Raw genomic sequence first — 16,714 nt, forward strand, 5'->3', positions numbered from 1 at the left:
GGACCAATATGCAAAAAAACATCACCTCCTTGAGCCTGCTTAATTGGGACGACCTGAAGTTTTTCCTTGAGGTCGCCCGCACCCGCAAAGCCAGCACCGCAGCCAAGCGCCTGGCAGTGGACTATACGACAGTGTCCCGGCGGATCAATTCGCTGGAGGGCTCGCTGGGCACGTTGCTGTTCGAGAAGTCGCGCAACAATGGTTTTATCCTGACGCCCGAAGGCCAGCGCTTGCTGGGTTATGCCGAGTCGATTGAAAGCACGCTGCACCTGGCCTGCGAACAGGTATCTGGATCAGGCGTCGCCTTGTCCGGCCATGTGCGCATGGGCTGCACCGAAGGGTTTGGCAGTTTTTTCATCACGCCGCAGTTGACTCACTTTCTCGACACGTACCCGGCTATTTCGGTGGATATCCTGCCGCTGCCGCACTTCATCAGCCTGTCCAAGCGCGAAGCCGACATCGTCATCGCCCTGGAGCGCCCCGAACATGGGCCGTATGTCTGCTGCAAGCTGTGCGACTACAGCCTGCGCCTGTATGCCACCCAGGAATACCTCGACCGCCACCCGCCGATTCAACGCAGTACGGATCTGGCCAACCATCAGTTCATCAGCTATGTCGACGACCTGGCCTTCAGCTCAGAGCTGCTGTATCTAAGCAACCTGCTCCCCGGCGCCCACGCGCATCTGCGCAGCACCAGCGTCATTGCCCAGTACGTGGCAGCGCTGCAAGGTCGGTCATTGGCCATCCTGCCGTGCTTCCTGGCAGCACAAGACCCGCGCTTGCTGCCGGTGCTGGAGAGCGAAGTGAAGATCACAAGACAATTTTGGATGTACTGCAGAGAGGACTTGAGGAAGCTCAAGCGGATTACCTTGTTGTGGGATTACATCCGGGCCGTGACCGAGCAGAATCACGGGCTATTGCTGGGGACGACTCAGGAAATGCTGTTTGCCGATTGACCAGTCAGAAACGGCCCTCCTGTAGATACTCTGTTACCGATCAAGATTTTGCGACGTGTTTCTCACTAAAAAGCTTGTGACTACGCGTCCCGCCGCGATCGACTGCGCAGCGGTCGTGAAAATGGTTGATTTCACTTGCCCCTCGTGCGGGCTGTGTGAAAACCCTCGCCAAAAAATGAACTGCGCGCTCTCACGTGAATTCTGAAAAAGATCGTCTGGTATGCAGACCTAGAATTCACGTAGGGGCGCTATTTTTTGTACGTTTTTTAGCCAGTCACTCGGTCTTCGAGGTTTTCACACAGCCTGCGTGGGAGCGAATTCATTCGCGAATACGTTGGGTCAGGCGCCAATGATGTCCGGTGTGCAGGCCCCTTCGCGAATAAATTCGCTCCCACACAGGGGTCTTTGCAGGCCCAAAAGATAGTTTAGAAATATCTGAACTATCGATTTGAGCTTTCCTATTCTTTGATGTCATTAAGCCTGTCTAAGATCGCCATCAGAGCGAGCACTCCCCGTGCCTCGCCGGGACTGGATGCGCAGAGATCCAGCCCAAAGAAGATTGCCTTTTCAGCTACTGCCCATCGTTGCCGACTAGGCTTTAGCCATTGTCGTTCTATGCCATTGCCTGGAAAATCTTTGAGGTCTTCGATGAAACTGGAAATTTTTCGTACGCTCTGGGGCTATACCTCGAGCAAAACCCAGGCACTGGAAGAACTGCTGAAGGCCGGCTTCGACGGTATGGAGGCCCGCCTGCCTCTGGACGCCAGTGAACGTGAGGAGTTTGCCGCCTTTCTACGGGCCAACCGGCTCGGTTATATCAGCACTGTGTTCACCGCCTACGACGTCTTGCCTGAACAGGCCGCGCCGGTTGCCGAACATCTGGCCGATCTGGACAAGAAGCTCGCCTGGGCCGCCGAACTATCACCGCGTTTCGTCAATGTGCTTGCCGGCAATGACCGCTGGCAGTTACCGCAGCAGGTCGACTTCTTCGGCCAGGCGCTGGAACTGGCGCGCAAGCACGGTCAGGTGTGCAGCTTCGAAACCCATCGTTCACGCTCGCTGTTCAACCCGTGGGTCACCCTCGAACTGATCCGCCAACTGCCTGACTTGCGGTTCACCAGCGACATCAGCCACTGGATCGTCACGTGCGAGCGTCTGCTCAACGATCCCGAGGATGACCTCAGTGCTTTCGTCGAGCGGGTCCATCACATTCAGGCCCGGGTTGGCTACGACCAAGGCCCACAAGTCCCGCACCCGGCCGCGCCGGAATACGCCAAGGAGCTGGCTTTCCATCAGCAGCACTGGGAAGCGATCTGGCGTTCGCAACACGCCCGTGGCTATCAAGTCAGCACCCTGACCCCTGAGTTCGGTGCCGATGGCTATCTGCATCACCTCCCTTTCACCAATGTGCCTGTGGCCGATTTGTGGTCGTTGAATGTGTGGATGGGCCAGACCGAGCGCGAGCACTTTCAGCGTTTCACTCAATCGACTTGTCTTTGAAGGAGCGTTTTCGTCATGCCTGATCTATCCCAAACCACAGCGCCCTCTGTCGCTGCCAACTTCAACAGCATTCCCGTGGTGGACATTGCCGGCCTGTTCAGCGCCGACCTGGCCCAGCGTCAGGCAGTCGCCGCGCAGCTGGGTACCGCCGCCCGCGAAGTCGGCTTTTTGTACATCAAGAATCACGGCATCGAAGCGCATCTGATCAAAGGCCTGTATCAGGCGGCGAAGGATTTTTTCGACCAGCCCTTCGATACCAAGATGCAGCATTACATCGGCACCTCGAAGACCCACAAAGGTTTTGTGCCCGAGGGCGAAGAGGTTTACGCCAAAGGTAAGCCCGACCATAAGGAAGCCTTCGACGTCGGTTTCGAAGTGCCCGCCGATGACCCGCTGGTGCTGGCCAACACGCCACTGCTGGGGCCCAACGAATGGCCGCTGCTGCCGGGTTTCAAAGAATCGGTGCAAGCCTATTACGCGGCGATCTTCGCCCTTGGCCGCAGACTGTTCGGCGGCTTCGCCCTGGCGTTGGGTCTGGAAGAGAACTATTTCGATCCAATGGTCACCCATCCTCCGTCCAAACTGCGGCTGATCCACTACCCTTTTGATGGCACCGCGCAGGACGCGCCCGGCATTGGTGCACATACCGATTACGAGTGCTTCACGATATTGCTTGCCGACAAACCGGGCCTGGAAGTCATGAACGACCAAGGCCAGTGGATCGACGCACCGCCCATCAAGGATGCCTTCGTGGTCAATATCGGCGACATGCTGGAGGTCATGACCGCAGGTACGTTTGTTGCTACGGCCCATCGGGTCAGGACAGTGAGAGAGGAGCGCTATTCCTTCCCGCTGTTCTACGCCTGCGACTTCCACACCCAGATCAAGCCGTTGCCCAGCTTCGCCCAGGCCGGCAAGGACTACGAGGAAATCGCCATTGGTGAACACATGTTCGGCCAAGCCCTGCAGACCTATCAGTACCTGCGCAAACGGGTGGAAAACGGTGAGATCACGCTGCCGGAAAAAGCCCGAAAACCGTCGAGCTTCGGCCACCTGAAAAATAAAGCACCAGAACAGCCTTGATAGGCAACACCTCTAGAGCAGCAGCCCCATGAACGATCAATGCCGTACTTTTACTACCTCGGAGTCATCGACGATGCGTAAAAACAACAACACCGCTGCTCGCTTGACCGTACTTGCTGTCGCCGTACTGGGCGCGACCCTGACACAGGCCGCCACCACCGTGACGCCGGGGCAATTCAAAGTCGGGATGGAGATCACCTACCCACCGTTCGAGTCCTATGACAAGGACAAGAATGTGGTTGGCTCCGACCCTGAGCTGTCCAAACTGCTGGCCAAGCACATGGACCTCAAGACCGAGTTTCTCGACACCAAATTTCCGAGCCTGATCCTCGGCCTCAATGCCGGGCACTACGACGCGATTATTTCCGGGATGTACATCACCCCCGAACGCCAGGTTCAGGCGCAAACCATCGCCTACGCCAAAACCGGCGCGGCGGTCATGGTGCTCAAGGACAGCCCGCTCAAACCGAAAGTCCCGGAAGACCTTTGCGGTTTGAAAATCGGACTGGAAAAAGGCACCACCTGGGTTCCGCAGTTCAACAAGCTGTCCGCTGAGTACTGCGTGCCGAACAAGAAGGGCGCCATTGCCGTGAGTGAGTTCCCGTCAGCGCCGGAAGTGACCCAGGCGCTGCTGTCCGGCAACGTTCAGGCCCAGGTCGAAATCGACGGTGCCGCCGGCATGATCGCCGAACGCACCAATGGCCGCGTGGTGGTCAGCACCGAGCATTCGATCTATCAGCAAACGCTGGGCATCTTCGTCAAGAAAGGGAATGAAGAGCTGTATCAGGCGCTGCTTAAAGCCTTCGATGAGACCAAGAAAAGCGGCGAATACGCGGCGCTGTTGAAAAAATACAATCTCGAAGAACCGAGCAACTGATTCTTCCCAGCGTTTGACCTGCTGGCTTCCTTTGAGGCCGGCAGCGTGAGGTGTACATGCAATTTGACTGGTCTTACTTTTTTTCTCTGTTCTCGGTATCGGACTTCTGGGAGTCCTGCGTTACGGTGATCGAACTCAGCGCCCTGAGCTGGTTCATTGGCATGCTGCTGGGCTTCCTGCTGGCGTCCGCCAAGCTCTCGACAGCCCGCTGGCTGAGCGTTCCGGCGTCGATTTATATTTGGTTCTTTCGCAGCGTCCCGCTGTTGGTGTTGGTGGTGTTCGTCTACAACCTGCCGCAGCTGTTTCCTGTCACCCGCGAGGTGTTGTCCAACCCCTTCTATTCCGGGCTGTTCGCCTTGGTGGTGACCGAGGCGGCGTACATGGCGGAGATCCATCGCGGCGGCCTGATTTCGGTGGCCAAGGGACAAAAAGAAGCCGGCCGTGCACTGGGCGTGGGCGTGATTGGCATGGAACGCCTGATCGTGATTCCCCAGGCGTTTCGTATTTCCCTGCCAACGCTGATCAACGAATACATCACCGTGGTCAAACTGACCTCGCTGATCTCGGTCATCTCGCTGACCGAGTTGCTGACTGTCGGCCAACGTCTGTATGCGCAGAATTTCCTGGTGATGGAAACCCTGTCGGCGGTAGCGGTGTATTACGTGCTGATCGTCAGCGTGTTCGGCTGGTTGTTGCAACGCCTGGAGCAGCACCTGGAACTGAACAACCGTAAACCACAGACCCTCGACGAACCCAGCCTGATGCGCCTGCGGGCAAGTCTGACGCCACCCTTGAGCGAAGCCCGGCGCCAGATCGGGGCCGCCGCCGCACCAGCGCTGAAGCTGTTGAACATCCACAAAAGCTATGGCCAGCATGAAGTGCTCAAGGGCATAGATCTGGAGGTGAACACCGGTCAGGTGATCTCCATCATCGGACCGTCCGGCTCTGGCAAAACCTCGCTGATCCGCACCATCAACGGCCTGGAAAGCATTGATCAGGGCGAAATCATTTTGTTTGGCGAGCGCTTTATCGTCGCAGGCGATAAACCCAATAACCCGCAGATCCGCCGGGGGGTGCAGCGCATCGGCATGGTCTTTCAGAGCTTCAATCTGTTCCCGCACCGCACTATCGTCGACAACGTCACCTTGGCACCGCGCTACCACGGCAGTAACCGGCAGTTGAGTGAACATCGTGCGTATGCGCTACTCGACAAAGTCGGCCTGCTGGCCCATGCCCACAAATACCCGCACCAACTGTCCGGTGGTCAGCAACAGCGCGTCGCCATCGCCCGCGCCCTGGCGATGGACCCGCAGATCATGCTCTTCGATGAACCCACCTCCGCCCTCGACCCGGAACTGGTGGGCGACGTGCTTAACGTCATTCGCGACCTGGCCAAAGAAGGCATGACCATGCTCATCGTCACCCACGAAATGGACTTCGCCATGTCGATTTCCGATCGGGTGATTTTTATGGAGAATGGGCTTATTCAAGTCGATGCCGCGCCGCACGCGATCCGCGCGCAGGACGCGGGTGAGCGAGTCAGGCAGTTTATGGGGTTACCTGCGCTATAACCCCAGCATCAAACCGCTCAGCCGCTTGACCTTGCGCCTTAGCGCTTCGTCGAAAATGCCCTGGCGCGGCTCGATCAGGCTGAACCAATGCTTGGCGCGGGTGATGCCGGTGTAGATCAGCTCCTTGGTCAACACCGGATTCAAAGCCTCAGGCAGGATCAACGCGGTGTGGGCGAATTCCGAGCCCTGGGATTTGTGCACGGTCATCGCGTACACGGTTTCGACATCGTTGAGCCGGCTTGGCAGCACGAACCGCACGCCGCCACTGCCGTCATTGCGCGGGAACGCGACGCGCAACACGGGGTATCCAGCCTCCTCTGTGCTGCGTTCAGGCAAGCGCAGGGCGATGCCGATGTCGCCGTTCATCAAGCCCAGCCCATAGTCATTGCGCGTCATCAGCACCGGACGACCTTCATACCAGTGTTGATCGCTTTCGATCAGGTCAGCGTTGAACAGCGCCTGAGTGATCCGTTGATTCAGCCCCTCAACACCCCACGGGCCTTTTCGCACGGCGCACAGCAACTGGAACGAATCGAACGCCTCCAGTACCGAACGCGCCCACCGTGTCCAGCATGGATCTTCAAGCGCGACCCCTTCGGTTGGGCGCTGATCGGCCAGCACGCCCAGATAATGCCGATAACCTTGTGGCCCTTCGGCGCCCTGCCCCAACCCCTCTAGCAGCAAGCGCTCCAGCGAGCGGTCCTGTTCACCCTTGAGCGCCAGCGCGAACACATCCTTGTGGCTACGCGCAGCAAGCAATGCCCGCGCGTCTTCGACCTGTTGTTGATTGACCAACCGGGCCAGTTGACCGATGCCACTGCCCTGCACGAAACGCCGGGAATGGCGCAGCATCACCACCTGTTGCGCCAACGGGAACTGCGTGGCGTCACCTGGTTGCAATCCGCTTTTGTCCAAATCTTCGCCGCTGACTGCTTGCAGCCAGGCTTGGGTGTGCGGGCTATAGCGGCCCGCCTCGGCGTCGCGACACAAATCACCCAGCACCGCCCCGGCTTCCACCGAGGCCAACTGATCTTTGTCGCCGAGCAAAATCAGGCGCGCATGGGCCGGCAATGCCTCCAGCAGATTGGCCATCATTTCCAGGTCGATCATGGAGGCTTCATCGACCACCAACACGTCCAGAGGCAGCGGATTACCCGCATGGTGGCGGAAATGACGAGTGCCCAGTCGGCTGCCCAGCAGACGGTGCACGGTGCTCACGTCGCTGGGGATTTTTTGCCGCACGTCTTCAGCCACTTCAAGCGACAGCACTTGGTGACTGATGGACTCGGTCAACCGCGCCGCTGCTTTACCCGTGGGCGCCGCCAGACGGATGCGCAAGGGCTGGCCACTCTCCACGGCAGGCGCCTGCAACAACGCCAACAGCCGCACCACAGTAGTGGTTTTACCGGTGCCAGGGCCGCCCGTGATGATGCTGAAGGCGCCACGGGTCGCCAGCGCGCACGCCAGCTTTTGCCAGTCGATCAGCGCGTCCGGGGCCGGATTGGCTTTGCCGAACAACGCATCAAGGCGTTGCGCCAGATCAGTGGGGGCGGCGTCCGGTTGCGCCAGACGCTGACGCAATGCGGCGGCGATACGTCTTTCGTAGCGCCAGTAACGGCGCAAATACAGACGCCGGCCGGACAGCACCAACGGCTTGTGCGCCGCAGCCTCACTGTCATCATCGGCCTGCGCCACCAATGCACTGTCGGCCAACGCCTGACACCAGGCGCCACCGTCCAGCGCCACCAGCAATTGCGAAGGCAATAGCATCGGACCTGACTGCACGTCACCTTCAGGTGGCAGAGACAGAGCGAAATCAGGTTCCTTCAATGTTTCATACAGGTCCAGGCAGACATGCCCATGACCCAATTGATGGCTGGTCAACGCCGCCGCCAGCAGCACCAGCGAATCCGCCTGCGGGTCCAGCTCACTGAGGAACGCGACAAAGGCCCGATCCAGCGCCCGCAGCCAGCCACGTTCGACCCAGCGTTCGAGCAATAGCAGCAGGTCGTCGACACGACTCAGCGGTGTCAGCTCGGCCAGGCTTTGGGCGTCCAGCGGTGTGGGCAACAATTCAGCGAATGAGCGGCTCATGCGGGCTCTCCTGACAGCACATCTTCCTGGGGCAATGACTTGCCTTGAAACAGTAGATCCAGACGCTCAATCAGCTCACGCGGCGGACGGGTGAAGTAAGCGCCCTGACTCGGCGCACGGGTGCCGCGCAGGAACAGGTACAACGCGCCGCCCATGTGCTGGTCATAATCGTAGTCAGCCAGACGCGCCTTGAGCTGACGGTGCAGGGCCAACAGGTACAACACGTATTGCAGGTCGTAACGGTTATCCAGAATCGAGGCGGTCATCGCTTGCTCGGTATAAGCCTCTTCATCAACGCCCAGCCAGTTGGACTTGTAGTCGGCCACGTAATAACGGCCCTGATGCTCGAACGTCAGGTCGATAAACCCTTTGAACATGCCGTTGAGCGAGGCCGCTTCCGCTGGCGCTCGCGGCGCGCCGTCATGGGTGTAACGCCGAACCAGCGCATCCATCCGCGCCACGTCGACTTTGTGACAGGCGAACCAGAACTCCATTTCGACCTGATACTGACCCACCTGCCCCAACGAAACCGGCTGATCATCCGCCGCCAGATGCAACGGCACATTGAGCAGGTGCGTCATCCAGTCAGTGAGCGTCGGAATCCAGCCTTGCCAGCCACGCCGATTGCAGCGACTGCCGATGGCTTTTTCCAGCTTGACCGGGTCCGCTGCCGCTGCGGCAAAACCTTCACGCCCGGCCCATTCCAGCAAGCCGTGCAGAAAGGTCCCCGGATTAGGACCGCGCGGGAACCGATGGATGTCGCCACCACTGACCAGCACTGCGCGGGGTGCCTCGGGGTCGAGTCGTTCATCGTCGAACAGTTTTTGCGCCTGCGGGCTGTCCGGGGATTCGTCGCTGCCTGCGGTAAGAGTGTCACCAATACGCAGGGCGCTGTACGAGGCAATCCACCAATTTTCGGCGGCGCGGCGTTTCGGCAGGCGTGGTTTAAGCAAGACAGCTTCATTGCGTGGCGGGCTGAACAAGGCAGTCGTCGGTTCGGGCATGGCGTCGACGCTGATGGCCGTGCAGTCGGCTTTCAGGTGTTGCAGCCATTGGCTCAGCCCCGCGGATTCGCTCAGCGGCGCCCCGCCACCCAGCAAATAACCCAGCGCGGAGCGGTGCAGTATCGAGCTGTTGGCGTTGCCGCGTTTGAGGTCCGCCACGCCCAACCAGCAGATGGACTCTGCCCGTGTCAGGGCGACGTAGAGCAGGCGCAAATCTTCTGCGAGACGCTCGTTATCCGATTGCTCGATCAAGGCTGCCGTGGGCTTGAGACTGATCTGCGCCCTTCCGTCCGCATCATGAAAATGCAACGGCAAGCGGCTGCCATCCACCGGTTTAGAGGAGCAGATGAATGGCAGGAACACCAACGGATATTGCAGGCCTTTGGACTTGTGGATAGTCACCACTTTGACCAATTGCTCGTCGCTTTCCAGGCGCAGGATCTGTTCTTCACCCGCCTGACCGGACAACGCCAAATGCTCGCCTAGATGGCGAATCAGCGCTTGTTCACCGTCCAGTTCGGCAGCGGCTTGTTGCAGCAGTTCAGACAAGTGCAGCAAGTTGGTCAGCACGCGCTCGCCATCGTTGCGGCTGATCAGCGCCTGCGGCAATTTAAAGTCGTGCAGCAAGCGCCGCAGCATCGGGAGTACGCCTTGGCTGCGCCAGATCGCACGATAGCTGCGGAACTGCATGACACGGGCTTCCCACGCCAGTTCGTCCAGATTCAGACATTCAAGCTCGGCCAGTGACAGGTTCAGGGTGATGCAGGCCAAGGCGGCGCGCAGGGTGCGTTCGGAGTCCGGTTCGGCGCAGGCTTTGAGCCAGCTCAGGACGTCATGGGCTTCCTGGGCGGCGAACACCGAATCCTTGTCCGACAGATAGACACTGCGCACACCACGGGCCGACAGCTCACCGCGCACGGCCTGCGCTTCTTTACCGTCCCGCACCAGGATCGCGATATCGGCGGGCAGTAAACCACGCAGCGCTGTACCCGGTAGAACGAACCCGGTGTGACCTTGCTGGCCTTCATTGAGCAGGCGCACGATTTCGCTGGCGCAACTGGCGGCCATCTGTTGTCGATAGGTCACACCGGAGACTGGCTGATCGCTTTCCAGTTGCCAGATATTCAGCGCTGCGGGCGCTTGGCCATTGACCTGAAACAGCGCTTTGCGCCCTTGGGATTTGGCAGCTCCGAACGGCACCTGATTGTCAGCGCCATCACGAAACAGAAAGGCGCCGCGCCCTTGCTCACGCTGCTCGGCACGCTCGAATACATGATTGACGGCCTCGACCATGGCGTGGCTGGAACGGAAGTTTTTATCCAGGGTGTGCCAACGCCCAGCGGTGGCGGAACGCGCGCGCAGGTAGGTGTAAATGTCGGCGCCACGGAACGCGTAGATCGCCTGCTTGGGGTCGCCGATCAGGAACAGACCGGTCTCGTTACTGTTCTCTTCGAGGCGATAGATGCTCTCGAAAATGCGGTACTGCACCGGGTCGGTGTCCTGAAATTCATCGATCAGCGCCACGGGGAACTGTTCACGAATCAAGGTCGCCAGACGCTCGCCCCCGGCGCTGCCCAATGCAGCGTCGAGCCTGAGCAGCATGTCGTCGAACCCCATCTCCGCTCGCCGACGCTTCTCTTCCTCGAAGCGTGCACCCACCCATTGCGCGGCGTGTTCAAGCACGGCGGCATCGGGCGTGGGTAAGGTGTCGAGACTGGCCTTGAGTTCGAGCATCGCTTCGAGTGCCGGGTGCGACGGTGCTTCGCCCTTCCACGCTTCGGCAAAACCATCGGGCGTAAGGCGGGTAAAGCCGGTGCCCAGATCGAGGTCCTCCTGATCCTCGTCCGTCGCCCACGTGGTGAGCTTCTCGAACCAGGGCTTGAAATAGCGCGCCTGCATCTTGCGGCCATCGACGGTCTTGAGTGTGACCGCATCATTGCAGATCACCTGCAGCTCGGCAGCCCAGTCGACCCAGGGGGCTTTCAGGGCCTGCAACGCTTCGCGACGTTGCTGCACCGTCGCCGCGATCAGCTCGGCAGGGTCTTGAGTGGTGTTGCTTCTGTCGCTGTCGCCACCCTTGCCAAACAGGGAACGAACCCTCGGCAGCAATGCCGCCGGGCTGCCCCAATGAGCGCGCACCCACTGCAGCGCATCACCGCTCATGGGGTAACAAAACCGCCGCCAGTAATCACGCAGCACTTCACTGAGCAATTCGCTGTGATCGGTTTCCAGGGTCTGGGTGAACAGGCTGCCACTGTCGAAGGCGTGCTCGCGCAGCATGCGCTGACACCAACTGTGGATAGTCGATACCGCAGCCTCATCCATCCATTGGGCTGCAATATCCAGGCGACTGGCGCAGGCAGGCCATTGCTCGGAGCTGTACTGATCGCGTAACTCAGCGATCAGATCATCAGGGGCCGCCATCTCATCACGAAAGAACCGTGCAGCCTCCGCCAAGCGGGTGCGAATACGGTCGCGCAGTTCTTTGGTGGCGGCATCGGTGAAGGTCACCACCAGAATTTGCGGCGGCAGTAACTCGCGACCGAAACCCGATTCACCGCCATGGCCAAGGACCAGGCGCAGGTACAACGCAGAAATGGTGAAGGTCTTGCCGGTGCCGGCACTGGCCTCGATCAACTGGCTACCGTGAAGGGGGAAGCGCAGGGCCAGGGATGCAGTCGGTTGTTGGGTCGGCTGTTCTGTTTGATTGAGGTTCATGCGCTGGCCTCCGCAGTGGACAGGGATTGCCAGGAGGCTTCGTACAACGGTCGATACAGGGCGTCACACCAACCCACAAATTCTTCGCTGTCGATCAACGCAGCAAAGTCCGGGAACTGACGGGCCAGCGCCGTGCTTTCGCGACGCTCACCATTGGTGGTCTGACCATCACCTTCATACGCCTTGCAGGCAGCAGCCTCGGCCCTGCCTTCGTCACTCTGGCCGAGCCAGGCGAACGCGGTTTTTACGGCCACGGGCAGTGGTCGCTGCATGCCGGTTTGCCAGGCCATCAACAGATGATTAAGCGCTGTCGTTGCGGCGTCTTTTTCCAGCGGGTCCAGCAACAGGGTTTCATCGCTGGCCACCAAGGCGGTGCTCAGCGGTAGACCACAGGCGCAGGCCACCAGATGAATCACCCAAGGCCGCGTCAATCGATGCCACTTGCGGGTTTTCTCCGAGCCAATGGCGTTCGGAATTGCGGTCACGGCCAATAATCCACCGCTGCTGTTTTTGTGCAAACCGCTGAGCCAGCCGTCCAAACTCACATTCTGGTAAGCAAAACTGACAGGCAATGCACTGTTCAGGGGTTCGGGCCACTGGCGCAGCAGGTCTTGATAGCGCTGGAGCAGATCAGGCAATGGCTCGATCAGCTCCTCTTGCAGGCTCGCGCCAAAACCGGCCATGGGCAGCAACCCACTGCCTTGCAGCCGTCGGGCCTGGGACAGCAAGGCGTCGTCGATCTGCTTAGGCCGAGCCAATGCCGCTTCAAGCAGGCTTTCGCTCAGACTGTAGCGCTCAAGGGCATCAAGCACGAAGGGCTCTTCATCCGCGAGGGGCGCTTCGGCCACTTCGAAGTAAATCTTCAAGCGCTGGCTGAAGAAGTGCCGGACGGGATTGCGCAGAAAGTCTTGTAGTTGCGCCAGGTTGAGCGGCTCCTCCTGCTGATGCTCGGACAGTGCCGGCGCTTCTGCCACCGGAATGTTCGACTCGTGCAGCATCTGCCATTCGCGAGCGAAGCTGAAGAAACCGCTGCCGTCATGGAAATACTTGGCACTGAAGGGCTGCAGGGGGTGTTCGAGGGTCAGCTTGTGTAACAGCTGTTCGCCGGGATTACGTTTCTCCGTGTCTTCTGGCTCTAGCGCACCGGCTGGCTTCCAACCGCTGGCGAGATGATCGCGAAGCTGACCAATCAGCACCGACGCCGGACGCTCGCTGTTGTCGCGGATGCTGCGCCCAACCCAACTGATGTACAGCTGATCACGGGCGGAGAGCAACGCTTCAAGCAGTAAGTAACGGTCATCTTCACGCCGGGAACGGTCGCCAGGACGGTAGTCGCTGCCCATCAAGTCGAAGTCCAGCGGGGGCTGTGCCCGTGGGTAATCGCCATCGTTCATGCCCAGCAAGCAGACCAGTTTGAAGGGGATTGCACGCATGGGCATCAGCGTGCAGAAGTTAACCGAGCCCGCCAGAAAGCGCTGTGACAAACGCCCTTGGTCAAGGCCGGCCAACCAGGCTTCGCGCACGACGGTCAGGGGAAGCTCGTCGAGCAAGCCAACCGCTTCACAGGTTTCCAGCCAGGTTTCACGCAACTGTTCGAGTTGGCCGAGCAGGTAGTCATCATGCTCACTGTCGGCCGCGAAGAACACGTGCACCAGGGCTTGCAGGCGCGCGCCCCACACGTGAGGCGTCGCTGGGAGTGAGAGTTCACTGTGGGCGACCTGGAGGGCATCAATAAGGGAGACCAGTGGGCCAATCAGCGCGGCATCAAGCCCACCAATCTCATCGTACGGTTCAATGCCGTCATAGGACGCGCCCGCCCCGACGGCGTAGCCTAGCAGCATACGACGCAGGCCGAAATGCCAGCTGTTCTGCTCCAGCTCATCAGGTAAACCGAGGCCCGCGCGCTGCTTGGCGTTCAAGCCCCAACGAACACCAGCACCTTCAATCCAGCGATGCAGCGTGGCGAGGTCACGCTCTTCGATGCCAAAGCGTGCGCGCAGTGCCGGGACATCCAGCAGGTCAAGGATTTCACTGACCGGGAATCGACTGTCCGGGATTTTCAGCAGATGTTCGACTGCAATCAGCAGCGGTTCACGGCCGCGCTGGCCTTGGTCGGCCAGGGTGAACGGAATGAAACGCCGATCATCCCGCTCGATCTGGCCGAACACGGCACGGATGTGCGGGGCGTAACTATCGATGTCGGGGACCATGACGATCACATCGCGCGGACGCAGATCCGGGTCAGCGCTGAAGCGGACGAGTAGTTGATCGTGAAGGATTTCCACTTCCCGCTGCGCGCTGTGCGCTACATGAAAACGGATCGAACGGTCTTTGCCTGGATCAACTGCTGGCCACAGATCGCGGGTTTCGTTGAGCGGACGCAGCTCAAGAATGTCGTCCTGAAGCTGGCTGAGTATCGTGCGAGGTTCGCTCTCGCTGAACAGATCGATACGCCCATCTCTGAACGCTGCCCTGTAGCTGTTGGGCTCGTCATAACTGTCCAACAAATTGATGTAATCACGGCCTTGTTTGCCCCACGCGGCGAGCAGCGGATGTGCATGCTGGTGCAGCGCTTCGGGGTCCAGCACAACCGGCATCCCGGCTTTACGCGCTTGACGCGTGTATTGATGCCGCAACAGGTCTTTATCGGCGACGATGTCCGCCCAATGGTGCCGACATGGGTTGTGCACGCAGAGCAGCACCTGACTGAATTTCGCCAGACCCGCCAATGCTTCGAGCGCTTGTGCTGGCAGCGAAGAGATGCCAAACACAATGACCCGCGAAGGCAGGCCTTCAGGTGCTTCAGTCAGGCTATTAATACGCTCGATAAAACGCTGGTGAACGCCTGCGCGGCTTTGCGCCATGTCTTCGACACCGACGTCCAACAGCAGCGCACGCCATAACTCTGCCTGCCAGCAATTGGCCGGCGTCAGCGCTTTGCTTTCGCCTCGGCCGTTGCGCAATTGATGACGACCAGCAGCCCAGTCTTCAAGCCAGTCAGCCCGATACACCTGGTATTGGTCAAACAGGTCCGCGAGTCGTTCAGACAGCTGGTAACGCTTGCGCAGATCGGTGTCGTTAGTGAGGAAGCGTTGCAGGGGCTCGAAATGCGGCTGGTCAATCAACGCAGGAAGCAGGCGCATCAAACGCCAGGTGAGAGGGGCCTTGTCCAACAGCGAAGTGGCTGGAATTTCATCACGGCCCAACACCACTCGATACAGCTGCCACATGAAACTGCCGGGGAGCTGCACATCCACTGCGGCAGAAATTCCGCATCCACCCTGATCGTCGTCCTGAGGATCTTCAGCCAAAGCGAGTTTCAACCATTGAGCGATGCCGTTGCTCTGCACCAATGCAATCTCATTCTCCAAGGGTGCCAGCGGATAACGCCGCATCCAGGAAACGACAAGGCTGCGTAACTCATCCAGTCGGTTGCCATGAACCACCATGAATCCAGCACTGAGCGTTGGTGTAACCGGCATAGCTGCTTCCTTGACTGATACCGTCATCGAGTTTCGCGCAGACGGCTCATGAATTGAATGAACACTAATGGCAGAACCTTAAGGGCAAGCGATCAGGATTGCCACCTGAACGGACTTTTTCTTGCGCACAAACAAAACCCCTGTCTGCGTAAGCAAACAGGGGTTCTGGAATTTAATCTTGACGATGACCTACTCTCACATGGGGAAACCCCACACTACCATCGGCGATGCATCGTTTCACTGCTGAGTTCGGGATGGGATCAGGTGGTACCAATGCTCTATGGTCGTCAAGAAATTCGGCTGCCGGCTCGTGGTGCTTGCGCGCAACGGGCCAACTAATGGGGATGTGATAGATTTGTGTGTTGGCTGCAAACTTTCGACTGTATCGTCTTCACACACATCAATCTGCTTTTCTCTCAGCAGATTGCTTGGGTGTTATATGGTCAAGCCTCACGGGCAATTAGTATTGGTTAGCTCAACGCCTCACAGCGCTTACACACCCAACCTATCAACGTCGTAGTCTTCGACGGCCCTTCAGGGGACTCAAGGTCCCAGTGAGATCTCATCTTGAGGCTAGTTTCCCGCTTAGATGCTTTCAGCGGTTATCTATTCCGAACGTAGCTACCCGGCAATGCCACTGGCGTGACAACCGGAACACCAGAGGTTCGTCCACTCCGGTCCTCTCGTACTAGGAGCAGCCCCTCTCAAATCTCAAACGTCCACGGCAGATAGGGACCGAACTGTCTCACGACGTTCTAAACCCAGCTCGCGTACCACTTTAAATGGCGAACAGCCATACCCTTGGGACCGGCTTCAGCCCCAGGATGTGATGAGCCGACATCGAGGTGCCAAACACCGCCGTCGATATGAACTCTTGGGCGGTATCAGCCTGTTATCCCCGGAGTACCTTTTATCCGTTGAGCGATGGCCCTTCCATACAGAACCACCGGATCACTAAGACCTACTTTCGTACCTGCTCGACGTGTCTGTCTCGCAGTCAAGCGCGCTTTTGCCTTTATACTCTACGACCGATTTCCGACCGGTCTGAGCGCACCTTCGTACTCCTCCGTTACTCTTTAGGAGGAGACCGCCCCAGTCAAACTACCCACCATACACTGTCCTCGATCCGGATAACGGACCTGAGTTAGAACCTCAAAGTTGCCAGGGTGGTATTTCAAGGTTGGCTCCACGCGAACTGGCGTCCACGCTTCAAAGCCTCCCACCTATCCTACACAAGCAAATTCAAAGTCCAGTGCAAAGCTATAGTAAAGGTTCACGGGGTCTTTCCGTCTAGCCGCGGATACACTGCATCTTCACAGCGATTTCAATTTCACTGAGTCTCGGGTGGAGACAGCGCCGCCATCGTTACGCCATTCGTGCAGGTCGGAACTTACCCGACAAGGAATTTCGCTACCTTAGGACCGTTATA

Annotated in this window: 8 protein-coding genes and 2 rRNA genes (1 of these 10 running past the window's edge); 5 read left to right on the forward strand and 5 right to left on the reverse strand. The window is 58.8% G+C overall.

The window, feature by feature from the left end:
- The first annotated feature begins 8 nt into the window (after positions 1 to 8).
- The 5 genes from AC1ME2_RS09795 (at position 9) to AC1ME2_RS09815 (ending at position 5,987) form a co-directional block, all read left to right on the forward strand.
- Positions 9 to 956, forward strand: coding sequence for a LysR family transcriptional regulator (locus AC1ME2_RS09795; protein WP_480442068.1), 948 nt, complete (start codon positions 9 to 11; stop codon positions 954 to 956).
- Between the two features lie 648 nt (positions 957 to 1,604).
- On the forward strand, positions 1,605 to 2,456 hold the full coding sequence (locus AC1ME2_RS09800) for a sugar phosphate isomerase/epimerase family protein (protein WP_480440754.1): 852 nt from the start codon (positions 1,605 to 1,607) through the stop codon (positions 2,454 to 2,456).
- A 15-nt stretch (positions 2,457 to 2,471) separates the two neighbouring features.
- Positions 2,472 to 3,539 carry an isopenicillin N synthase family dioxygenase gene (locus AC1ME2_RS09805; protein WP_480440755.1) on the forward strand — a complete coding sequence of 356 codons (1,068 nt, stop codon included), beginning with the start codon at positions 2,472 to 2,474 and terminating at the stop codon, positions 3,537 to 3,539.
- Positions 3,540 to 3,612: 73 nt separating this feature from the next.
- Positions 3,613 to 4,416, forward strand: a complete 804-nt coding sequence (locus AC1ME2_RS09810; protein ID WP_480440757.1) for an ABC transporter substrate-binding protein — start codon at positions 3,613 to 3,615, stop codon at positions 4,414 to 4,416.
- 56 nt (positions 4,417 to 4,472) lie between these two features.
- Positions 4,473 to 5,987, forward strand: coding sequence for an amino acid ABC transporter permease/ATP-binding protein (locus AC1ME2_RS09815; RefSeq protein WP_480440759.1), 1,515 nt, complete (start codon positions 4,473 to 4,475; stop codon positions 5,985 to 5,987).
- Here the strand turns inward: AC1ME2_RS09815 and recD are convergent.
- The 5 genes from recD to AC1ME2_RS09840 all read right to left on the reverse strand — a co-directional run.
- Positions 5,982 to 8,081 (reverse strand): exodeoxyribonuclease V subunit alpha, encoded by a 2,100-nt coding sequence (recD, locus tag AC1ME2_RS09820; RefSeq protein ID WP_480440761.1) that lies wholly within the window; start codon positions 8,079 to 8,081, stop codon positions 5,982 to 5,984. The genes AC1ME2_RS09815 and recD overlap by 6 nt on opposite strands.
- Positions 8,078 to 11,803 carry an exodeoxyribonuclease V subunit beta gene (recB, locus tag AC1ME2_RS09825; protein ID WP_480440763.1) on the reverse strand — a complete coding sequence of 1,242 codons (3,726 nt, stop codon included), beginning with the start codon at positions 11,801 to 11,803 and terminating at the stop codon, positions 8,078 to 8,080. The genes recD and recB overlap by 4 nt, the downstream gene beginning before the upstream one ends.
- Positions 11,800 to 15,285: an exodeoxyribonuclease V subunit gamma gene (gene recC, locus AC1ME2_RS09830; protein WP_480440765.1), complete on the reverse strand. Its 3,486-nt coding sequence runs from the start codon at positions 15,283 to 15,285 to the stop codon at positions 11,800 to 11,802. The genes recB and recC overlap by 4 nt, the downstream gene beginning before the upstream one ends.
- 176 nt (positions 15,286 to 15,461) lie before the next feature.
- Positions 15,462 to 15,577 (reverse strand): 5S ribosomal RNA (rrf, locus tag AC1ME2_RS09835).
- A gap of 147 nt (positions 15,578 to 15,724) precedes the next feature.
- A 23S ribosomal RNA gene (locus tag AC1ME2_RS09840) occupies positions 15,725 to 16,714 on the reverse strand (it continues 1,901 nt past the right edge of the window).

This window comes from Pseudomonas sp. ASL9, assembly GCF_056680335.1.